Annotated in this window: 17 protein-coding genes and 1 pseudogene; 16 read left to right on the top strand and 2 right to left on the bottom strand. The window is 65.4% G+C overall.

Annotated features, from left to right (window positions below; translation table 11 throughout):
• The first annotated feature begins 1 nt into the window (after window position 1).
• The 9 genes and pseudogenes from gap (at window position 2) to CAG31_RS10155 (ending at window position 10580) form a co-directional block, all read left to right on the top strand.
• Window positions 2-1003 (top strand): type I glyceraldehyde-3-phosphate dehydrogenase, encoded by a 1002-nt coding sequence (gene gap, locus CAG31_RS10190; protein ID WP_085580527.1) that lies wholly within the window; start codon window positions 2-4, stop codon window positions 1001-1003.
• 169 nt (window positions 1004-1172) lie between these two features.
• Complete coding sequence (locus CAG31_RS10185; RefSeq protein WP_085580525.1) at window positions 1173-1691, top strand: RNA polymerase sigma factor; 519 nt, start codon at window positions 1173-1175, stop codon at window positions 1689-1691.
• A gap of 124 nt (window positions 1692-1815) precedes the next feature.
• Entirely contained in the window at window positions 1816-2781 is a 966-nt protein-coding gene (locus tag CAG31_RS10180; RefSeq protein ID WP_085580523.1) for a FecR domain-containing protein, read from the top strand.
• 122 nt (window positions 2782-2903) lie between these two features.
• Window positions 2904-5489: a TonB-dependent receptor gene (locus CAG31_RS10175; RefSeq protein WP_085580521.1), complete on the top strand. Its 2586-nt coding sequence runs from the start codon at window positions 2904-2906 to the stop codon at window positions 5487-5489.
• 111 nt (window positions 5490-5600) lie between these two features.
• Window positions 5601-6197, top strand: coding sequence for a biliverdin-producing heme oxygenase (locus CAG31_RS10170; protein WP_085580519.1), 597 nt, complete (start codon window positions 5601-5603; stop codon window positions 6195-6197).
• Window positions 6198-6407: 210 nt separating this feature from the next.
• A complete protein-coding gene (locus tag CAG31_RS10165; RefSeq protein ID WP_085580517.1) occupies window positions 6408-6803 on the top strand; it encodes a YbaN family protein in 396 nt (131 codons plus the stop codon).
• Window positions 6804-6915: 112 nt separating this feature from the next.
• Window positions 6916-8214, top strand: a pseudogene (locus tag CAG31_RS28950) (chemotaxis protein); the annotation flags it as partial.
• Window positions 8215-8364: 150 nt separating this feature from the next.
• Window positions 8365-9120: a methyl-accepting chemotaxis protein gene (locus tag CAG31_RS28945; RefSeq protein ID WP_371856096.1), complete on the top strand. Its 756-nt coding sequence runs from the start codon at window positions 8365-8367 to the stop codon at window positions 9118-9120.
• Between the two features lie 110 nt (window positions 9121-9230).
• Complete coding sequence (locus CAG31_RS10155) at window positions 9231-10580, top strand: CoA transferase (RefSeq protein WP_085580513.1); 1350 nt, start codon at window positions 9231-9233, stop codon at window positions 10578-10580.
• 159 nt (window positions 10581-10739) lie between these two features.
• Here CAG31_RS10155 and CAG31_RS10150 read toward each other — a convergent pair whose 3' ends face one another.
• Window positions 10740-11591 carry a DNA-3-methyladenine glycosylase gene (locus CAG31_RS10150; RefSeq protein ID WP_085580511.1) on the bottom strand — a complete coding sequence of 284 codons (852 nt, stop codon included), beginning with the start codon at window positions 11589-11591 and terminating at the stop codon, window positions 10740-10742.
• Entirely contained in the window at window positions 11588-13015 is a 1428-nt protein-coding gene (gene arcD / locus CAG31_RS10145; protein ID WP_085580509.1) for an arginine-ornithine antiporter, read from the bottom strand. The genes CAG31_RS10150 and arcD (CAG31_RS10145) overlap by 4 nt, the downstream gene beginning before the upstream one ends.
• Window positions 13016-13465: 450 nt before the next feature.
• Here arcD (CAG31_RS10145) and arcD (CAG31_RS10140) point away from each other — a divergent pair, with 450 nt between their 5' ends.
• The 7 genes from arcD (CAG31_RS10140) (at window position 13466) to gcvH (ending at window position 21340) form a co-directional block, all read left to right on the top strand.
• Complete coding sequence (gene arcD, locus CAG31_RS10140) at window positions 13466-14893, top strand: arginine-ornithine antiporter (RefSeq protein WP_085580507.1); 1428 nt, start codon at window positions 13466-13468, stop codon at window positions 14891-14893.
• 33 nt (window positions 14894-14926) lie between these two features.
• Window positions 14927-16183 carry an arginine deiminase gene (gene arcA, locus CAG31_RS10135; RefSeq protein ID WP_085580505.1) on the top strand — a complete coding sequence of 419 codons (1257 nt, stop codon included), beginning with the start codon at window positions 14927-14929 and terminating at the stop codon, window positions 16181-16183.
• Window positions 16184-16251: 68 nt separating this feature from the next.
• Window positions 16252-17262, top strand: coding sequence for an ornithine carbamoyltransferase (locus tag CAG31_RS10130; protein WP_085580503.1), 1011 nt, complete (start codon window positions 16252-16254; stop codon window positions 17260-17262).
• A gap of 177 nt (window positions 17263-17439) precedes the next feature.
• Window positions 17440-18369: a carbamate kinase gene (arcC, locus tag CAG31_RS10125; RefSeq protein ID WP_085580501.1), complete on the top strand. Its 930-nt coding sequence runs from the start codon at window positions 17440-17442 to the stop codon at window positions 18367-18369.
• Window positions 18370-18430: 61 nt separating this feature from the next.
• Window positions 18431-18793 (top strand): DUF5064 family protein, encoded by a 363-nt coding sequence (locus CAG31_RS10120; protein ID WP_085580499.1) that lies wholly within the window; start codon window positions 18431-18433, stop codon window positions 18791-18793.
• Window positions 18794-19009: 216 nt separating this feature from the next.
• On the top strand, window positions 19010-20518 hold the full coding sequence (locus tag CAG31_RS10115) for a sigma-54-dependent transcriptional regulator (protein ID WP_085580497.1): 1509 nt from the start codon (window positions 19010-19012) through the stop codon (window positions 20516-20518).
• 438 nt (window positions 20519-20956) lie between these two features.
• Window positions 20957-21340 (top strand): glycine cleavage system protein GcvH, encoded by a 384-nt coding sequence (gcvH, locus tag CAG31_RS10110; RefSeq protein ID WP_085580495.1) that lies wholly within the window; start codon window positions 20957-20959, stop codon window positions 21338-21340.
• The last annotated feature ends 11 nt before the right edge of the window (window positions 21341-21351 follow it).

Here is a 21351-nt window from a genome sequence, read left to right as displayed (position 1 = left end):
AATGACTCTTCGAATCGCAATCAATGGTTTTGGCCGCATCGGCCGTAACGTCCTGCGCGCACTGTATACCCAAGGCTATCGGCAGGACTTGCAGATCGTCGCCATCAACGACCTGGGTGACAGCGCGATCAACGCCCATCTGCTCAAGTACGACACCGTTCACGGCACGTTCGATGCCGAAGTCGCCCATGACAACGAGAGCCTGACCGTCAACGGCGACCGCATTTCCGTCAGCGCCATCCGCAATCCGGCCGACCTGCCCTGGGCCGCGGAAAAGATCGACGTGGTGTTCGAATGCACCGGCCTGTTCACCGACCGCGCCAAGGCCGCCGCGCACATCAGCGCCGGCGCCCGCAAAGTGATCATCTCGGCGCCGGCCAAAGGCGCCGACGCCACCGTCGTCTACGGCGTGAACCACGACATCCTGCGCGCCTCGCACCAGATCATCTCCAACGCCTCGTGCACCACCAACTGCCTGGCCCCGGTGGCTCAGGTGCTGCACCGCGAACTGGGGATCGAAAGCGGCCTGATGACCACCATCCATGCCTACACCAACGACCAGAACCTGACCGACGTCTATCACAGCGACCCGTACCGCGCCCGTTCGGCCACCCAGAACATGATCCCGAGCAAGACCGGCGCCGCCGAAGCGGTGGGCCTGGTGCTGCCGGAACTGGCCGGCAAGCTGACCGGCATGGCCGTGCGCGTGCCGGTGATCAACGTGTCGCTGGTGGACCTGACGGTGCAGCTCAAGCGCGAGGCGTCCGCCGACGAGGTCAACGCGCTGCTCAAGGCCGCCAGCCAGCACTCGAAGATCCTCGGCTACAACGCCCTGCCGCTGGTTTCCAGCGACTTCAACCACAATCCGCTGTCGTCGATCTTCGACGCCAACCACACCAAGGTCAGCGGCAAGCTGCTCAAGGTGCTGGCCTGGTACGACAACGAGTGGGGCTTCTCCAACCGCATGCTGGACAACTGCCTGGCGCTGTGCAACGCCGAGTGACCCCGGATCGTTCTGTGGGAGCGACTGCTTTCGGCAGGCTGGCTCTCACAGGGACAGGGGGATGCCACCGCTCCCGCATGAAGTGCCTGATTTCAATCTGAAATCAGAGCTTGACCATTCTACTGGATGATAAGCATTATCATTTGATCGAAACGGATCAGGTCCTCCCGTGAGTCAGGCACAGTTCAACCACGTCTTCCTTGCCCAGCGCAGTTCGCTGCTGCGCACGCTGCAACGGATGGTCAACAACCCCAGCACCGCCGAAGACCTGCTGCAGGAGACCTACCTGCGCGTGACCCGGGCCTTGGGCGAGCGGGCCATCGATCACCTCGAACCCTTCGTCTTCCAGACCGCCCGCAACCTGGCGCTGGATCATCTGCGCGCCCGCAAGATCCACGCGCGCACCATGGTCGACGACGTCCCGCAGGAGGTGGTGCACAGCGTCGCCGCCCCCGCCAGCAGCGCCGAAGACGCCGCCCATGCCGAACAACTGCTGGAACGCCTGAACGTGAGCCTCAGTGAACTCAGCCCCCGCCAGCAGCAGATCTTCATCCTCAGCCGCCTGCACGGCCACAGCTACCAGCAGATCGCCGACGAGCTGGACGTGTCCCTCAGCACCGTGCAGAAAGAACTCAAGCTGATCATGACCATCTGCATCGGCGTCGCCGAACGCTTGAACGGCGACTGAAGCCGTAGGAAAGGTCTGTAAGTCCGAGCAGCGACTGCACGGATCATCGGGCTTTGTTACCCTTGCCCGACTTTTACGCTTCACTAAAAAAACAGCCGTGCAACGACACTGCCGAGGAAACACCGTGACGGACACCCACCGCCCGCCTTCGCCCGATACGGCGCAGGACGCCGCCAACGCAATGGACCAGGCCCTGGACTGGCTCATCGCGCTCGGCAGTCCGGACGAAGAGCAGACCCGGCAGTTCCACGCCTGGCTGGCGGCCGATCCGCGCAACGCCGAAGCCTTCGCAAAGGCCCAGGCCATTTGGGACGGCCCGCAAGTGGCGCAGTGCGCCCAGGCGCTGGCCGCCAAACCGCAGAAAGTCACCGTCCTCACCCGCCTGCGCCCGCACTGGAAACCGCTGGCCACCGCCGCCGTGCTGGTGCTGGGCCTGTTCAGCTTCAGCAACCTGCCGATGCGCCTGCAGGCCGACCACCTGACCGTGGTCGGCGAGCGCCAGCGCCTGCAACTGGAGGACGGTTCCAAAGTCCTGCTCAACACCAACTCGGCATTTTCCAGCACCATCAACGACCGCCAGCGGGTGGCGCGGCTGTACCAGGGCGAAGCGTTCTTCGAGATCGCCGCCAACCGCAGCCAGCCGCTGGAGATCGACGCCGGCCCCGTGAAGGCCAGCGTGCACGACACCGCGTTCGCCGTGCGCTACCTGGACGGCGTGGCCCAGGTGCGCGTGCAGCGCGGCGACGTCGACCTGCGCGCCACCGGGGACGACGCCCGGGTGCGCCTGTCGGCCGGGGAAAGCATCCGCATCGGCCCCAACGGCTTCGACCGCCCGGCCAAACAGGACGCCGCCACCGACCTTGCGTGGGTGCAGGGCCGGCTGATCTTCGAGAACTGCCCGCTCAGCCAGGTCCTGGCGGAGCTGCGCCGCTACTATCCAGGCTGGATCATCAACACCAACGAGCAGTTGGCCGACGTCGCCGTCACCGGCAACTACCGCCTCGACCAGCCGCTGGACGTGGTGCGTTCCCTGGCCCACATCACCTCCGCGCGCCTGAAGGAATTCCCGGCGCTGGTGATCCTGAACTAAATGAGAATTATTTTTACTCGATAGCCGAAGCTCGTACGTCTCGTTATAGCCAATGCAATTGATTCGCATCTCCGGACGCGGATCAGCACCTATAAAGATTCGTGCGACACGGAGCGCTATCGATGTCATCACGCCTTACCCGCCAGACCGCTTCCCCTTCCCGCGTACTGTCGCTGCTGACGGCCGCCATCCTGATGGCCGGCACCGCACCGCTGATGGCGGCCACCGAACAGCCAGCGCGCAACATGGGCGACTACTCGTTCGCCATCGCCCAGCAGCCGCTGGTGTCGGCGCTCAATGCGTTCACCGCCGTCACCGGTTGGCAGGTGGGCCTGCCGGCGCAACTGGGGGAAGGCGTGTCGTCGCCGGGCGTGCGCGGTTCGCTGCCGCCGGAAAAAGCCCTGGAGCGCCTGTTGGCGGGAACCGGCCTGAGCTTTCGCAAGATCGGCAACAACAACGTCGTGCTGGAGAAACGCAGCACCGCCGGCGCGCTCAACCTGGATCAGGTGACCATCAGCGCCACCCGCCAGGAACAGTCGGTGAACAGCGTGCCCGCCACCGTCACCGTGCACACCCGTGAAGAGCTCGACCGCAGCAACGTCAACACCATCAAGGACCTGGTGCGCTACGAGCCCGGCGTCTCCGTGGGCGGCGCCGGCCAGCGCGGCGGGATCAGCGGCTACAACATCCGCGGCATCGACGGCGACCGCATCCTGACCCAGGTCGACGGCGTCGAAGTGCCGGACGGCTTCTTCAACGGCCCCTACGCCAAGACCCAACGCAACTACGTCGACCCGGAAATCGTCAAGCGCGTGGAGATCCTCCGCGGCCCGGCCTCGGTGCTGTACGGCAGCAACGCCATCGGCGGCGCCGTGAGCTACTACACCCTCGACGCGGACGACATCATCAAGCCCGGCAAGGACGTCGGCGCCCGCCTCAAGACCGGCTACAGCTCCGCCGACGAAAGCTGGCTGAAGTCCGCCACCGTCGCCGGCCGCGCCGACCGGTTCGACGGCCTGCTGCACTACAGCCAGCGCGACGGCCATGAAACCGACTCCTACGGCAGCAACAACGGCACCGGCCTCGACCGCACCGCCGCCAACCCGGAAGACGTCAAGGCGAGCAACGTGCTGGCCAAGCTCGGCTGGAACTACGCCGAGGGCTCGCGCCTGGGCCTGACCTACGAGAAATACAAGGACGACCGCGACACCGACCAGAAAAGCGCCTACGGCGGCCCCTACTTCAACGGCGCGCCGACCCTCCCCAACAGCGTGCTGCCCGGCGGCATGTACCAGTGGCGCACCGGCAACGACACCATCACCCGCGAGCGCTTCGGCCTGGAGCACAGCTTCGAGCTCAACAGCCTGCTGGCGGACAACGTGAAGTGGAGCCTCAACCACCAGACCGCCAAGACCGACCAGAGCACCGAGGAGTTCTACTACCCGATGACCCGCAAGGTGCTGCGCACCCGCGACACGGTCTACGAAGAAAAGCAGTGGGTGTTCGACGCGCAGTTGGACAAGGCTTTCAGCCTCGGCGCCACCGACCATGTCCTGACCTACGGCACCACGATCAAGCGGCAGGAAGTCACCGGCTCGCGCAGCGGCGACGGCAAGTGCCTGGCGGTCGGCCGCGGCTGCACCGCCATCGGCGCCACCAGCGCGGCCGACGTGCTGAAGAAGTCCAGCGACTTCCCGGACCCGACCATCAATACCTACAGCCTGTTCGCCCAGGACCAGATCAGCTGGAACGACTGGACCTTCCTGCCGGGCCTGCGCTACGACTACACCCAGCTCAAGCCGCACATCACCCAGGAGTTCCTCAACACCGTGGCCGCCGACGGCAAAGGCACGGTCAGCGATTCGAACAAGACCTGGCACAAAGTCTCGCCCAAGTTCGGCCTGACCTACGCCCTGACCGAGAACTACACCTGGTACAGCCAGTACGCCGAAGGCTTCCGCACCCCGACCGCCAAGGCGCTGTACGGCCGCTTCGAGAACAGCACCACCGGCTACAACGTGGCGCCGAACCCGGATCTGGAGCCGGAGAAAAGCAAGAGCTACGAGACCGGCCTGCGCGGCAACTTCGAATCCGGCTCGTTCGATGTGGCGGTCTTCTACAACAAGTACCGCGACTTCATCAACGAAGACGCAGTCACGCCCGGCTACAGCGAGCTGACCTTCCAGACCAACAACATCAAGCACGCCACCATCAAGGGCGCCGAGGTCAAGGGCCGCCTGAACCTGGACGCGTTCGGCGCGCCGCAGGGCCTGTACACCCAGGGTTCGGTCGCCTACGCCTACGGTCGCAACAACGACACCGGCGAGCCGCTCAACAGCGTCAACCCGCTGACCGGCGTGTTCGGCCTGGGCTACGACCAGGACAACTACGGCGGCCTGCTGAGCTGGACCGTGGTGAAGAAAAAGGATCGCGTCGACGACAGCCAGTTCAAGTCGCCGGACGGCGTCAGCAGCCAGTTCAAGTCGCCGGGCTTCGGCATTCTCGACCTGACCGGGTTCTACAAGGTCACCGACGACGTCACCGTCAGCGGCGGCATCTACAACCTGACCGACAAAAAGTACTGGCTGTGGGACGACGTGCGCGGCTATGACAGCGTCGGCGAAGCCGCGGTGCTGAGCCCGGCCAACCTCGACCGCCTGACCCAGCCGGGCCGCAACTTCGCGGTCAACCTGGTCTGGGACATCTGACCCGGCCCGCCTCACTGCGCGCGTGCATCGCCGCGCAGTGAGGTTTTTTTACGCTCATGCGTCTTCTTGTACGTCTCGTTATCAAGTGCCACTGCTTTTCAAGGACATCCCATGATCGCCCCGGAAAAATCCCTGCGTTCGCAACGCCTGAACCAGATCACCCACGAGCCGCACAGCAAGCTCGATGCGCTGGTCAAGGCTCACGCCCCCTTCGAGACCCGCGAAAGCTTCGCCCGCTTCGTGGTCGCCCAATACCTGTTCCAGTCGGAACTGGTGGCGCTGTACAACGATGCCGAACTGACCGCCATCGTCCCTGACCTGCCGGCCCGTTGCCGCGCCGAAGCGGCCAAGGCCGACCTCGCCGACCTCGGCACCGACGTCCCGGCCCCGGTGGCCGGTGCGGTGCACAACCCGAGCAAGGCCCGTGCCCTGGGCTGGATCTTCGTCTCCGAAGGTTCGAAGCTCGGTGCGGCCTTCCTGATCAAGCGCGCCGTCGCACTGGACCTGAGCGAAACCTTCGGTGCCCGTCACCTGGGCGAACCGGAAGGCGGCCGCGCCGAAGGCTGGAAGCGCTTCGTCAAGACCCTCGATTCGCTGCCGTTCACTGCCGAAGAGGAAGCCGAAGCCGAGCAAGGCGCCCTCGACGCCTTCAACCGCTTCACCGTGCTGCTGGAACAGGCCTACTCGACCGAAGCCGAACCGGCCTGACCGGCCGCCGTCTCCCTGTGAACGGCAACTGTGCCTTCAAGGGCGTTATCGCCAGCAGGCTGGCTCCCACAAGTGATGTGCAGCACACAAAACTGTGGGAGCCAGCCTGCTGGCGATGGCGTCCGTGCAGGCGCCGCAAGGCAGTTGCCTCAACCCCAGACCGCACAAGCCTGTAAGATCCCCTTCCGCCTCACGTGCCCCACCGACTCCATGCCCCGACCCGCCTCCTCGAAACTCGCCCGCCTGCTGTTCGGCCTGCTGGCCTACGTCAGCCTCGGCATCGGCCTGATCGCCATCGTGGTGCCCGGCCTGCCGACCACCGAGTTCATCCTGCTCGCGGCCTGGGCCGCCACCCGCAGTTCCCCGCGCCTGAGCGCCTGGCTGGAGAACCATCGGCTGTTCGGCCCGATCCTGCGCAACTGGCGCAACGGCAAGCTCATCGCCCGCCGGGCCAAGCTCAGCGCCACGGCCAGCATGCTGCTGTGCGCCACGCTGATGCTGGTGATGCTCGATCACGGCTGGCCGGTCTACCTCGCCATCGCTGGCATGACCCTGGGCAACCTGTGGATCTGGTCACGACCGGAACCGTTGCCGAAGATCTCCTGAATTTTCTGCCCTTTTCAGGGCATTTTCCTGCGCAAACGTTTAGCCATGACCGTTCGTCGGTCGACGCCTCATGCGGCTGTGCCCCAAGCCGATGAGCAAGGCATGGCGCTGAATGGATTTGGCGAAACGGGTGAGTCCGCCCCGTGGCCAACCTTTCATTCATTCGCGAGATCGCCCCATGTTCGACTCTCTTTCCATTCGCCTGAAAATCGTCCTGCTCTCCGGCCTGTGCCTGCTCGGCGTGGTGGCGCTGATCGTCGGCATCAACATTCACCAGACCAACCGCAACGACGAACTGGTCAGCGACTCCAGCAGCAAGATGCTCATCGCCAGCGTGCAGGACCTGCTGCAGGCCAAGGCCGCCGAACAGGCGGTGCGGGTGCAGAAGACCTTCGGCGAAAGCCTGCTGGCGGTCACCGCCCTGGCCGACCAGATCAAGGACATGCGGGTGATGGCCGCCAAACGCTCGATGGATGCCGGCGCCCTGCGCGAAGAGTTGAACCAGAGCCTCAAGACCGCCTTCGAGCGCAACGCCAAGGTGCTCGGCATCTGGCTGGCGTTCGAACCCGACGGCCTGGACGGCAAGGACAGCGAATTCAAGAACGACGCCGCCCGCCAATCCAACGAGGCCGGCCGCTTCGCCAGCTACTGGAGCCGCGCCGCCGGCACCGCGCTGAACACGATCATGGTCGAAGAGGACATGACCAAGACCACCCTCAGCCTCAGCGGCACGCCGTACAACAGCTGGTACACCTGCCCCCGCGACAACAAGCGCACCTGCCTGCTCGACCCGTACGCCGACACCGTGGGCGGCAAGGAAATGCTCATGACCACCATCTCCGTGCCGCTGCTGGTGGACGGCAAGGCCATCGGCGTGGTCGGCGTCGACATCGCCCTCGACGCCCTGCAAGCGGCGGCGGTGGATTCCCAGCGCGAACTGTTCAACAGCGCCGGGCACATGCTGATCGTCTCCGGCAGCGGCGTGCTGGCCGCCTACAGCGCCGACGCCAGCAAAGTCGGCAAAGGCATCGCCGACACCCTGGGCGCCGAAGGCAAGGACATCCTGCAACTGCTCGGCGGCGGCAGCCCGAAGATCCTCGAACAGGGCGACCTGATCCGCGCCGTGTACCCGGTCAACCCGATCGGCGACGCCCGCGCCTGGGGCGTGGTCATCGACCTGCCCAAGCAAGTGCTGCTGGCCGACTCGGTCAAACTGCAGGCGGTGCTCGACGACGCCCAGGAGGCCGGCACGATCACCGCCTTGTCGGTCGCCGTGGTGGCCGGCCTGCTCGGGCTGCTGCTGATCTGGCTCACCGCCTCGGGCGTGACCCGGCCGATCAACAGCGTCGCCGACATGCTCAAGAACATCGCCAGCGGCGAAGGCGACCTGACCCAACGCCTGAACTACGGGAAAAAAGACGAACTGGGCGAACTGGTGAACTGGTTCAACCGCTTCCTCGACAAGCTGCAGCCGACCATCGCCCAGATCAAGCAGAGCATCACCGACGCCCGCGGCACCGCCGACCAGTCGTCGGCCATCGCCCGCCAGACCAGCGAAGGCATGCAGGTGCAGTTCCGCGAGATCGACCAGGTGGCGACCGCCTCCAACGAAATGAGCGCCACCGCCCACGACGTCGCCAACAGCGCCTCGAACGCGGCCAACGCCGCCAAGGGCGCGGACCAGTCGGCCCGGGACGGCATGTCGATCATCGAGCGCAGCACCCGCGACATCAGCCAACTGGCCGATGAAGTCAGCAAGGCGGTGGCCGAAGTCGAGGAACTGGCGCTCAACAGCGAACAGATCGGCTCGGTGCTGGAAGTGATCCGCAGCATCGCCGAACAGACCAACCTGCTGGCGCTCAACGCCGCCATCGAGGCCGCCCGCGCCGGCGAGAGCGGCCGCGGCTTCGCGGTGGTGGCCGACGAAGTGCGCAACCTGGCCAAGCGCACCCAGGACTCGGTGGAGGAGATCCGCGTGGTCATCGAACGCATCCAGTCCGGCACCCGCGGCGTGGTCGCGACCATGCACTCCAGCCAGAGCCAGGCCCAGAGCAACGCCGGGCAGATCCGCCAGGCCGTGGACGCGCTGGGCAAGATCAGCGAAGCGGTCACCGTGATCAGCGACATGAACCTGCAGATCGCCAGCGCCGCCGAACAGCAGAGCGCCGTGGCCGAAGAGGTCAACCGCAACGTCTCGGCGATCCGCACCGTCACCGAAACCCTGACCGAACAGGCCAGCGAATCGGCGGCCATCAGCAGCCAGCTCAACGCCCTGGCCAGCCAGCAGATGAAGCTGATGGATCAGTTCCGCGTCTGACCCCTGCCATGCGGTGCCCCTGCTGGCGTCATCGCCAGCAGGCTGGCTCCCACAGGGTTCCCGGGTGCGCCTTTTGCACTATGCTGCGCTCTCCTTCCGGAGGGCCTTCGATGACCGATCTGCTCGCATCCATCCAAGCCGCGCTCGGCCTGCCCCGCACGCCGATCCCCTTCACCGCCGTCGGCGCCCTGCCCTCGGCCTTCGCCGTCACCGACCTGGCCTGCGCCAGCATCGCCGCCGCAGGCCAAGCGGTCAGCGAACTGTTGCTCCGGCAGACCGGCCACCGGCCCGCCGTCGAAGTCGACCGCCGCCTCGCCTCGTTCTGGTTCGCCGCCTCGCTGCGCCCGGACGGCTGGAACGTGCCGCCGTTGTGGGATCCGGTGGCCGGCGACTACGCGACACAGGACGGCTGGATCCGCCTGCACACCAACGCCCCGCACCACCGCGCCGCCGCCGAACGCGTGCTCGGAGCCTGCGCCGACCGCGCCGCCATGACTGCGAAGGTCGCGCAGTGGACCGCCGCGGAGCTGGAGCACGCGGTGGTCGAGGCCAACGGCTGCGCGGCGCAGATGCGCAGTTGGGCCCAGTGGCAGCAGCACCCGCAGGGCCTGGCGGTGAATGCCGAGCCGCTGGTGCATGTCTTCGACGGTCAAGCGCAAAGCCCCTGCGCCTGGACAGGTTCGGCGGCGCAACCGCTGGCCGGGCTCAAGGTGCTGGATCTGACCCGGGTGCTGGCGGGGCCGACCGCCACCCGTTTTCTCGCCGGCCTGGGCGCCCAGGTGCTGCGCATCGATCCGCCGACCTGGAACGAGCCCGGTGTGGTGCCGGAACTCACCCTCGGCAAACGCTGCGCGCGACTGGATCTTCACGCTCCGGCGGATCGCGCGGTGTTTGAGACGCTGCTCAAGGGCGCCGACATCCTGGTGCACGGCTACCGGGCCGATGCCCTGGAAAACCTCGGTTTCGGCGCCGAATCCCGGCGCAAGTGGGCGCCGGGGCTGATCGACGTCAGCCTCAACGCCTACGGCTGGAGCGGCCCGTGGCGCAACCGTCGGGGCTTCGACAGCCTGGTGCAGATGAGCAGCGGCATCGCCGAGGCCGGGCAGCGCTGGCGGCGCAGCGACACGCCGACGCCGCTGCCGGTGCAGGCGCTGGATCACGCCACCGGGTATCTGATGGCGGCCAGCGTGATCCGCCTGCTGACCGAGCGCCTGCACAGCGGCAAGGCCGGCTCGGCACGGTTGTCTTTGGCGCGCACGGCGAAGCTGTTGATCGAGCAGGGGCCGGGGACGGATGAACCGTTGCGGGCCGAGGACGGCCAGGATCAGGACGCGCGGGTGGAGCAGACGCCGTGGGGGCCGGCCCATCGGCTGAAGGCGTCGCTGAACATCAGCGGGACGCCGTTGCGCTGGGCGTTGCCGGCCACCGAACTGGGTTCGCATTCCCCGCATTGGCTGTGACCTCGCCGGCTCGCTGCCCGAGGGCCTTCACCGGCGCCATCGCCAGCAGGCTGGCTCCCACAGGGACTGACGGTGCCTACAGATTTTGTGCTCACCGCAAAAACTGTGGGAGCCAGTCTGCTGGCGATGAGGCCGGTGCAGCCGACACAAAACCCGCGATCAATCCCCCCGCCCCAACGACGTCCACAGCACCTGCGCCGCATACCCCCGGTACGGTCGCCAGGCCTCGGCCCGCGCCGTCAGTTCCCGCGCCGTCGGCCGCCGGCCCTCCAGCACCTCCAGCGCCCGCAGCAACCCCACATCCCCGGTCGGAAACCCGTCCATGTCGCGCAATTGGCGCAAGGCGATGTACTGCGCCGTCCAGTCGCCGATGCCGTGCAAGGCCAGCAGCCGCGTCACCCCGGATTCGAACAGCGACGGATCGTCCAGCAGCGCCTGCGCCACGCCGGACAACGTCCGCCCCCGGCTTTTGGGCATGCCCAACGCCGCCAGATCGGCGACCGCCAACACGCCAGCCTCGGGAAAGGCATGGGTCAACCCCGGCACCGGCGAATGGATCGGTTCGCCGTAACGCGCCACCAGTTTCCCCGCCAGACGGATCGCCGCCGTCACCGTGATCTGCTGCCCCAGCACCGCACGGAACGCCAGCTCCAGCCCGTCCCACGCCCCCGGCACCCGCAGTCCCGGCCGTTCGGCGATCAACCGCGCCAACAGCGGGTCCGCCGCCAGGTGCCGCTGCATCCGCACCACATCCGCATCCAGGCCGAACAATCGACGCAAACGCGCGACGATCTCCGGCACCGCCGCCGGCTCGGGAAAATCCAGTTCCACGTCCAGGCCATCCCCGTCACCGGGCCGGACCGACACGCTGCCGCCGACCCCGTTCAAGCCGATGATCCGCGAATACACGCCGGCCTCGACCGTCTCCATGCCGGCCACCGCCCGTGCCCCAAGGAATCCGAGCATCGCCGGCCAGTCGTAGGGCGCCTGAACGTCCAGCCGCAGCCTCACAGCGACAGCAGGCCGCTGTACAACCCATACGCCGCCAGCCCGGCCCCGCCGATCACGCAGGTGAAAATCCCCTTCTCCAGCGTGGTGAACAGCGGCTCACCCTGCTCATGCTTGGCCTTGGCGAACAGGATGACGCCGGGCGCGTACAGCAGCGCCGACAGCAGCAGGTACTTCACCCCGCCGGCATACAGCAGCCACACCGCGTAACACAGGGCGATGCCGCCGATGAGCAGGTCCTTGGTGCGCTCGGCCGAGGCGTGCTCGTAGGTTTCGCCCCGGCCGCTGAGCAGCACCGCATAGGCCGCCGACCACAGGTACGGCACCAGAATCATCGACGAGGCGAGATAGATCAGGCTGGTGTAGGTGCCGGCGGAAAACAAGGTGATCAGCAGGAAGATCTGGATCATCACGTTGGTCAGCCACAGCGCGTTGACCGGCACGTGGTTGGCGTTCTCCTTCTTGAGGAACGCCGGCATGGTCTTGTCCCGGGCCGTGGCGAAGAGGATCTCGGCGCACAGCAGCGCCCACGAGAGCAACGCGCCGAGCAGCGACACCGCCAGGCCGATGCTGATCAGCAGCGCGCCCCACGGCCCGACGATGTGCTCCAGCACCGCCGCCAGCGACGGGTTCTGCAGGGTCGCCAGTTCCGGTTGGCTCATGATCCCCAGCGACAGCACGTTCACCAGCACCAGCAGCGCCAGCACGCCGATGAAGCCGATCACCGTGGCCCGGCCGACGTCGCTGCGTTTCTCCGCCCGGGCCGAGTACACGCTGGCCCCTTCGATGCCGATGAACACGAACACCGTCACCAGCATCATGTTGCGCACCTGATCCATCACCCCGCCGAAGCTGGGGTTGCTGCGGCCCCAGATGTCGCGGGTGAAGACGTCGGCCTTGAACGCCACCGCCGCGATGACGATGAACATCACCAGCGGGACGATCTTGGCCACGGTGGTCAGTTGGTTGATGAACGCCGCCTCCTTGATCCCGCGCATCACCAGAAAGTGCACCGCCCACAGCAGCAGCGACGCGCAGCCGATGGCCACCGGCGTGTTGCCCTGGCCGAACACCGGAAAGAAATAGCCCAGGGTGCTGAACAGCAGCACGAAGTAACCGACGTTGCCCAGCCACGCGCTGATCCAGTAGCCCCAGGCCGACGAGAACCCCATGTAGTCGCCGAAGCCGGCCTTGGCGTAGGCGTACACCCCGGAATCGAGTTCCGGCTTGCGGTTGGCCAGGGTCTGGAACACGAACGCCAGGGTCAGCATGCCGACCGCCGTGATCGCCCAGCCGATCAGGATCGCGCCGGCGTCGGCCCGGGCCGCCATGTTCTGCGGCAGGGAGAAGATGCCCCCGCCGATCATCGAGCCCACCACCAGGGCGATCAGTGCGCCAAGGCGCAGTTTTTGCGTCGGTTGCGACATTCCAGCGTCTCCAGGTTCCCGTGGGTCGAAGGCCGTAAACAGCGTCATGTAACCGTCGTTAATCAAACGGATTCAAGCGTAATAACGTTTATTGGATATCGCCAATAAACCCCTTTTATATATAGCCATTGACTCTAACGGCGAGTGCCGAAAATCAATTTTGTGCGCCATTCGTAATAAATCATTTCTGTACTGAAAACAGATGCGGAAAATTTGCCAAACCGGCAAAACGGACTAGCTTCAACATCCCAAGGGAATACGAGTTATTCCCGTTTTCTCTTGCAGACCCTTCTGCCACGGGCCTTCCAGGCGAGCGACCTTATGCCCTAGGCGAATTCATAAGTCATTCATTTAGCAATGGAATGTGCCCATGAACTGATCTAAGTCAGCTGTTTGACCGACCAACAGACTTAACCTGACGTCTCTCTTCTCCTGCAATGGAGTCATGCAATGTCTGAGTCCTCCGCAAAACTTAAACTCGGTGCGCTGACTGCACTGGTCGTCGGTTCCATGATCGGTGGCGGGATCTTTTCATTGCCGCAGAACATGGCCGTCAGCGCCGATGTCGGCGCCGTGCTGATCGGTTGGGCCATCACCGCCGTCGGCATGCTGACCCTCGCGTTCGTGTTTCAGACCCTGGCCAACCGCAAACCCGACCTGGACGGCGGGGTGTACGCCTACGCCAAGGCCGGCTTCGGCGACTACATGGGCTTCTCCTCGGCCTGGGGCTACTGGATCAGCGCCTGGCTGGGCAACGTCGGCTACTTCGTGCTGCTGTTCAGCACCCTGGGCTACTTCTTCCCGATCTTCGGCGAAGGCAACACTGTCGCCGCGATCATCGGCGCCTCCGTGCTGCTGTGGGCGGTGCACTTTCTGGTGCTGCGCGGCATCAAGGAAGCGGCGTTCATCAACCTGGTGACCACCGTCGCCAAGGTCGTGCCGCTGCTGCTGTTCGTGCTGATCGCGCTGTTCGCCTTCAAGCTGGACATCTTCACCGCCGACATCTGGGGCGCGAAGAACCCGAGCCTCGGCAACGTGATGAACCAGGTGCGCAACATGATGCTGGTCACCGTGTGGGTGTTCATCGGCATCGAGGGCGCGAGCATCTTCTCGGCCCGGGCGGAAAAGCGCACCGACGTCGGTAAGGCCACCGTGATCGGCTTCATCACCGTGCTGCTGTTCCTGGTGCTGGTGAACGTACTGTCGCTGGGGATCATGACCCAGCCGGAACTGGCCAAGCTGCAGAACCCGTCGATGGCCGCCGTGCTCGAGCACGTGGTCGGCCACTGGGGCGCGGTGCTGATCAGCGTCGGCCTGATCATCTCGCTGCTGGGGGCGCTGCTGTCGTGGGTGCTGCTGTGCGCGGAGATCATGTTCGCAGCCGCCAAGGACCACACCATGCCGGAGTTCCTGCGCCGCGAGAACGCCAACCATGTGCCGGCCAACGCCCTGTGGCTGACCAACGCCATGGTGCAGCTGTTCCTGGTGATCACCCTGTTCTCGGCCAGCACCTACCTGTCGCTGATCTACCTCGCCACCTCGATGATCCTGGTGCCCTACCTGTGGTCGGCGGCCTACGCCGTGCTGCTGGCGGTGCGCGGCGAAAGCTACGAGGGCGCGGCGGGCGAGCGGCAGAAAGACCTGATCATCGGCGCCATCGCCCTGCTCTACGCGGTGTGGCTGCTCTATGCCGGCGGCGTGAAGTACCTGCTGCTGTCGGCCCTGCTCTACGCCCCCGGCGCGATCCTGTTCGCCAAGGCCAAGCTTGAAGTCAAGAAACCGGTTTTCACCCCTGTCGAGAAGCTGATTTTCGCCGCAGTGGTCGCGGGCGCCCTGGTGGCTGCCTACGGTCTCTACGACGGCTTCCTGACCCTGTAACCGCGAGATAACCATCTCTGGAGGATCACAGTAATGACCACGGAAAAAGTTAAGTACGGCGTCCATTCCGAAGCCGGCAAACTGCGCAAAGTCATGGTTTGCTCCCCCGGCCTGGCCCACCAGCGGCTGACCCCGAACAACTGCGACGAACTGCTGTTCGACGATGTGATCTGGGTCAACCAGGCCAAGCGCGACCACTTCGACTTCGTCACCAAGATGCGCGAGCGCGGCATCGAAGTCCTGGAAATGCACAACCTGCTGACCGAGACCGTCCAGAACCCCGAAGCGCTGAAATGGATCCTGGACCGCAAGATCACCCCTGACACCGTCGGCGTCGGCCTGACCAACGAAGTGCGCAGCTGGCTCGAAGGCCTGGAGCCGCGCAAGCTGGCCGAGTTCCTGATCGGCGGCGTGGCCGGCGAGGACCTGCCGGACAGCGAAGGCGCCAGCGTGATCAAGATGTACCGCGACTACCTGGGCCACTCCAGCTTCCTGCTGCCGCCGCTGCCCAACACCCAGTTCACCCGCGACACCACCTGCTGGATCTACGGCGGCGTGACCCTCAACCCGATGTACTGGCCGGCCCGCCGCCAGGAAACCTTGCTGGCCACCGCCATCTACAAGTTCCACCCCGAGTTCGCCAACGCCGACTTCGAAGTCTGGTACGGCGACCCGGACAAAGACCACGGCCAGGCCACCCTTGAGGGCGGCGACGTGATGCCGATCGGCAACGGCGTGGTGCTGATCGGCATGGGCGAGCGCACCTCGCGCCAGGCCATCGGCCAACTGGCGCAATCGCTGTTCGCCAAGGGCGCGGTGGAGAAGGTCGTGGTGGCCGGCCTGCCCAAATCCCGCGCGGCGATGCACCTGGACACCGTGTTCAGCTTCTGCGACCGCGACCTGGTGACGGTCTTCCCGGAAGTGGTCAAGGAAATCGTGCCGTTCATCATCCGCCCCGACAGCAGCAAGCCTTACGGCATGGACGTGCGCCGCGAGAACAAATCGTTCATCGAAGTGGTGGCCGACGCCCTCAACCTCAAGCAGCTGCGCGTGGTCGAGACCGGCGGCAACAGCTTCGCCGCCGAGCGCGAACAGTGGGACGACGGCAACAACGTGGTGGCGCTGGAACCGGGCGTGGTCATCGGCTACGACCGCAATACCTACACCAACACCCTGCTGCGCAAGGCCGGCATCGAGGTCATCACCATCAGCGCCGGCGAACTGGGCCGCGGACGCGGCGGCGGCCACTGCATGACCTGCCCGATCGTGCGCGACCCCATCGACTACTAAACGACCATTTTCCCGGCCGCCCCCACCCGGCGCGGCCGGGCCGATCACCGAATCCAAGGAGAATCATCATGGCGTTCAACATCCACAACCGTAACCTGCTCAGCCTGGAACACCACACCGCCCGCGAGCTGCGCTACCTGCTCGACCTCTCCCGCGACCTCAAGCGCGCCAAGTACACCGGCACCGAACAGCAGCACCTCAAGGGCAACAACATCGCCCTGATCTTCGAAAAGACCTCGACCCGCACCCGCTGCGCCTTCGAAGTCGCCGCCTATGACCAAGGCGCCAACGTCACCTACATCGACCCCAACTCCTCGCAGATCGGCCACAAGGAAAGCATGAAGGACACGGCCCGCGTGCTGGGCCGCATGTACGACGCCATCGAGTACCGCGGCTTCAAGCAGGAGATCGTCGAAGAACTGGCCAAGTTCGCCGGGGTGCCGGTGTTCAACGGCCTGACCGACGAATACCACCCGACCCAGATGATCGCCGACGTGCTGACCATGCGTGAGCACGCCGACAAGCCGATCCACGAAATCAGCTACGCCTACCTGGGCGACGCCCGCAACAACATGGGCAACTCGCTGCTGCTGATCGGCGCCAAGCTGGGCATGGACGTGCGAATCAGCGCGCCCAAAGCCCTGTGGCCCCATGACGACCTCGTGGCCCGCTGCAAGAAATACGCGGAAGAAAGCGGTGCGCGCATCACCCTGACCGAAGACCCGAAAGCGGCGGTCAAGGGCGTGGACTTCATCCACACCGACGTCTGGGTGTCGATGGGCGAGCCGGTCGAAGCCTGGGGCGAACGCATCCAGCAACTGCTGCCGTACCAGGTCAACGCCGAACTGATGAAGGCCTCGGGCAACCCGCGCACCAAGTTCATGCACTGCCTGCCGGCGTTCCACAACAGCGACACCAAGGTCGGCAAACAGATCGCCGAGCAGTACCCGCACCTGGCCAACGGCATCGAGGTGACCGACGACGTGTTCGAATCGCCGGCCTGCATCGCCTTCGAGCAAGCGGAAAACCGCATGCACACCATCAAGGCGATCCTGGTCTCGACCCTGGCCGACCTGTAAACCGGCGAAGCTCCCACTGACGCGACACGGTCACTGTGGGAGCTGGCTTGCCAGCGATAGCGGTGTGTCAGCCAAAGACAATGCTGACTGCCCCGTCGCCATCGCGGGCAAGCCCGGCTCCTACAGTGACCGCACTTGTTCCGTCTGACCTTATTGCTATTCAGAAGGACTCGCACCATGCGTATCGTCGTTGCTCTGGGCGGTAACGCCCTGCTCCGCCGGGGTGAACCCATGACCGCGGACAACCAGCGCGCCAACATCCGGATCGCCACCGAGCAGATCGCCAAGATCCATCCCGGCAACCAACTGGTCATCGCCCACGGCAATGGCCCGCAAGTGGGCCTGCTGTCGCTGCAGGCGGCGGCCTACACCTCGGTCACCCCTTACCCGCTGGATGTGCTCGGCGCCGAGACCGAAGGCATGATCGGCTACATCATCGAACAGGAACTGGGCAACCTGCTGGACTTCGAAGTGCCGTTCGCCACCCTGCTCACCCAGGTCGAGGTGGACGCCAAGGATCCGGCCTTCCAGAATCCCACCAAACCCATCGGCCCGGTCTACGGCAAGGCGGAGGCCGAGAAGCTGGCCGCCGAAAAAGGCTGGGCGATCGCCCCGGACGGCGACAAGTTCCGCCGCGTGGTGGCCAGCCCGCGGCCCAAGCGCATCTTCGAGATCCGCCCGATCAAGTGGCTGCTGGACAAGGGCAGCATCGTGATCTGCGCCGGCGGCGGCGGCATCCCGACCATGTACGACGAAAACCGCAACCTCAAGGGCATCGAGGCGGTGATCGACAAGGATCTGTGCTCGTCGCTGCTGGCCGAACAGCTGGACGCCGACCTGTTGGTGATCGCCACCGACGTCAACGCGGCCTACATCGACTTCAACAAGCCGACCCAGAAGGCCATCGCCCAGGCCCACCCGGACGAACTGGAACGCCTGGGCTTCGCCGCAGGCTCCATGGGGCCGAAGGTGCAGGCAGCCTGCGAATTCGCGCGCCATACTGGCAAGGTCGCGGTGATCGGTTCGCTCGCGGACATCGAAGCCATCGTCCAGGGCACCGCCGGTACGCGGGTCAGCACGGCAGCGCCGGGCATCACCTACCGATAAAAAGAAACGGCGGGGCAGATCGAAGGTCTGCCCTTCTCCCATGCCTTGAAAGGAGAGAACCATGGCCCAATTCGAACCCGGCCGTCTGCACATCGAGCGGCACGCGCTGGACAAGAACGACGTCAGCTACGAAATCAGCCTGACCTACGAGGTCTTCCAGGATCCGCACAAAGGCAAGGGAATGCAGTTCAGGATGCACGGGACGATCCAGGGCAAGACGGTGGACGAGCCGTTCTTCCTGCCCAAGGAAGAAGCCTACAACTTCGCCCGCAACGTGACGCAGATCGCCGAGAAGTACGGCATTCCCAAGACCCACAGCAGCATTGGCTCGATGCACAAGATGTACGACGACATGTTCGAGGACGTGCGCAAGCAACTGAACATGAAGTCCGGCGACGCGGTGAACCCCGAGCATTTCGAATAGCCCCGATCCTCAGGACACCCCAAATCCCTGTAGGAGCGAGCCTGCTCGCGATGGCGCAATGTCAGGCGACATCCGTGTCGACTGTCGAACCGCAATCGCGAGCAGGCTCGCTCCTACAGGGACCGGCGTCGTCCCGACCGCTGCGACAGGTTTCACCATCCCCCCGCCCCAAGGCATACTTGCCACCCTCCGCACCGCAGAACACTGAACCGCCCCATGCGTATCCACGTCAGCTTCATCGACCGCGTCGGCATCACCCAGGAAGTCCTGGCCCTGCTCGGCGGGCGCAACCTCAACCTGGATGCGGTGGAGATGGTGCCGCCCAACGTCTACATCGACGCGCCGACCCTCAGCCCGCAAGTGCTCGAAGAGCTCAAGGACGCGCTGTTCCGCGTGCGCGGCGTGGAGGCGGTGACGGTGGTCGACATCCTGCCCGGCCAGCGCCGGCACCTGCAGCTCGACGCCTTGCTCGCCGCGATGACCGACCCGGTGCTGGCCCTGGACAGCGCCGGCAAGGTGCTGCTGGCCAACCCGGCGCTGATCGCGCTGTACGGCCGGGAGCCGGCGGGCGAGAGCGTCGCCGAACTGTTCAACGACCCGGGCCTGCTGGACGCCCTGCTCGAACACGGTTTCCGCCTGCCGCTGCGGGAAATCACCGTCAACGGCCAGACCCTGCTGCTGGACGCCACGCCGATCACCGACGCCGGCGCCCTGCTGACCCTGTACCAACCCAACCGCATCGGCGAACAGCTCTCGGCCCTGCACCACGACCACGCCGAAGGCTTCGACGCGCTGCTGGGCGATTCCCCCGCCATCCGCACCCTCAAGGCCCGGGCGCAGCGGGTGGCGGCCCTCGATGCGCCGCTGCTGATCCAGGGCGAGACCGGCACCGGCAAGGAACTGGTGGCCCGCGCCTGCCACGCCATCAGCGCCCGGCACAGCGCGCCGTTCCTGGCCCTCAACTGCGCGGCGCTGCCGGAGAACCTCGCCGAGAGCGAACTGTTCGGCTACGCCCCCGGCGCCTTCACCGGTGCCCAGCGCGGCGGCAAGCCGGGGCTGATGGAACTGGCCAACCAGGGCACGGTGTTCCTCGACGAGATCGGCGAGATGTCGCCGTACCTGCAGGCCAAGCTGCTGCGCTTTCTCAACGATGGCAGTTTCCGCCGGGTCGGCGGCGACCGCGAGGTGAAGGTCGATGTGCGGATCCTCAGCGCCACCCACCGCGACCTGGAGAAAATGGTCAGCGAAGGCCTGTTCCGCGAAGACCTGTTCTACCGTCTCAACGTGCTCAACGTCGAAGTGCCGCCGCTGCGCGAGCGCGGCCAGGACATCCTGCTGCTGGCCCGCCACTTCATGCAGCAGGCCTGCGCGCAGATCCAGCGCCCGGTCTGCCGCCTGGCGCCCGGCACCTATCCGGCCCTGCTCGGCAACCGCTGGCCGGGCAACGTGCGGCAACTGCAGAACGTGATCTTCCGCGCCGCCGCGATCTGCGAAAGCAGCCTGGTGGACATCGGCGACCTCGACATCGCCGGCACCTCGGTGGCGCGCCAGGCCGACACCGACGTCGACAGCCTCGAACAGGCCGTCGAAGCCTTCGAGAAATCCCTGCTCGAAACCCTCTACGTCAGCTACCCCTCGACCCGCCAACTGGCCAGCCGCCTGCAGACCTCCCACACGGCCATCGCCCATCGCCTGCGCAAGTACGGCATTCCCAACAAGCCCTGAGCCGGTGCGGCGTTCTTGCGCACGCCGTCGCCAGCAAGCTGGCTCCCACAGGAATCCAGGCTGTGCGCAACAGCCTGGACACAGCAAAACTTTGTGGGAGCCTGCCTGCTGGCGATGGCGCCACCAAAGGCCTCCGCAGCCCAAAAGCGACCTCCAACTGTACTGAAAGCGCTACAGCGGAACGATATCGATACACCCGCCTGCGGCCACCGCCGCGCAAGGCTTTGATCCGGTTCAGCTTTTCTCCCCGCCCCCAGCTGTAGCGATTTCGCTACAGCGAGTCGATCCCAGACTTCCTTACATCTATCTAACTCATTGATTTAAAACGATAAATAAACATTGGCCGCGTTCTTGCTAAGTACCCATCCATAAACAAGGGCTTTATTGCCCCAGCCTTCCACCGCGTCCACCGGACGAGTCCGGCCCCTAGGAGTTTCCATGAGCGAGTTGCGTTTCACTGAAGATCACGAATGGCTGCGCGCCGAAGCTGACGGCACCGTCACGGTCGGCATCACCGCTTTCGCGCAGAACGCCCTGGGCGACGTGGTCTACGTTCAGTTGCCGGAGCTTCAGGCCTACGAAAAGGGCGCCGAAGCCGCCACGGTGGAATCGGTGAAGGCGGCCAGCGGCGTGTACATGCCGCTGGACGGTGACGTCGTCGCCGTCAACGAACTGCTCAACGACAGCCCGGAACAAGTCAACGAAGACCCGCTGGGCGACGGCTGGTTCTTCCGCTTCAAGCCGAGCGACGCCAGCGCCGTCGGCAAACTGCTGGACCAGGACGCCTACGACCGTTTGCTCAAAGCCAACGCCGACGCCTGAGGAGACCGGAC

This window comes from Pseudomonas sp. R25(2017), from assembly GCF_002112565.1.
Classification (GTDB): domain Bacteria; phylum Pseudomonadota; class Gammaproteobacteria; order Pseudomonadales; family Pseudomonadaceae; genus Aquipseudomonas; species Aquipseudomonas ekonensis.
This window is presented reverse-complemented; position numbering and strand designations above follow the sequence as displayed.

Excerpts from the sequence above, each read along its gene's own strand:
- gap (WP_085580527.1), top strand. The coding sequence starts at position 2 with ATGACTCTTCGAATCGCAATCAATGGTTTTGGCCGCATCGGCCGTAAC.
- CAG31_RS10175 (WP_085580521.1), top strand. The coding sequence starts at position 2,904 with ATGTCATCACGCCTTACCCGCCAGACCGCTTCCCCTTCCCGCGTACTG.
- CAG31_RS10170 (WP_085580519.1), top strand. The coding sequence starts at position 5,601 with ATGATCGCCCCGGAAAAATCCCTGCGTTCGCAACGCCTGAACCAGATC.
- CAG31_RS10165 (WP_085580517.1), top strand. The coding sequence starts at position 6,408 with ATGCCCCGACCCGCCTCCTCGAAACTCGCCCGCCTGCTGTTCGGCCTG.
- CAG31_RS28945 (WP_371856096.1), top strand. The coding sequence starts at position 8,365 with ATGCAGGTGCAGTTCCGCGAGATCGACCAGGTGGCGACCGCCTCCAAC.
- CAG31_RS10155 (WP_085580513.1), top strand. The coding sequence starts at position 9,231 with ATGACCGATCTGCTCGCATCCATCCAAGCCGCGCTCGGCCTGCCCCGC.
- arcD (WP_085580509.1), bottom strand. The coding sequence starts at position 13,015 with ATGTCGCAACCGACGCAAAAACTGCGCCTTGGCGCACTGATCGCCCTG.
- arcD (WP_085580507.1), top strand. The coding sequence starts at position 13,466 with ATGTCTGAGTCCTCCGCAAAACTTAAACTCGGTGCGCTGACTGCACTG.
- arcA (WP_085580505.1), top strand. The coding sequence starts at position 14,927 with ATGACCACGGAAAAAGTTAAGTACGGCGTCCATTCCGAAGCCGGCAAA.
- CAG31_RS10130 (WP_085580503.1), top strand. The coding sequence starts at position 16,252 with ATGGCGTTCAACATCCACAACCGTAACCTGCTCAGCCTGGAACACCAC.
- arcC (WP_085580501.1), top strand. The coding sequence starts at position 17,440 with ATGCGTATCGTCGTTGCTCTGGGCGGTAACGCCCTGCTCCGCCGGGGT.
- CAG31_RS10120 (WP_085580499.1), top strand. The coding sequence starts at position 18,431 with ATGGCCCAATTCGAACCCGGCCGTCTGCACATCGAGCGGCACGCGCTG.
- CAG31_RS10115 (WP_085580497.1), top strand. The coding sequence starts at position 19,010 with ATGCGTATCCACGTCAGCTTCATCGACCGCGTCGGCATCACCCAGGAA.
- gcvH (WP_085580495.1), top strand. The coding sequence starts at position 20,957 with ATGAGCGAGTTGCGTTTCACTGAAGATCACGAATGGCTGCGCGCCGAA.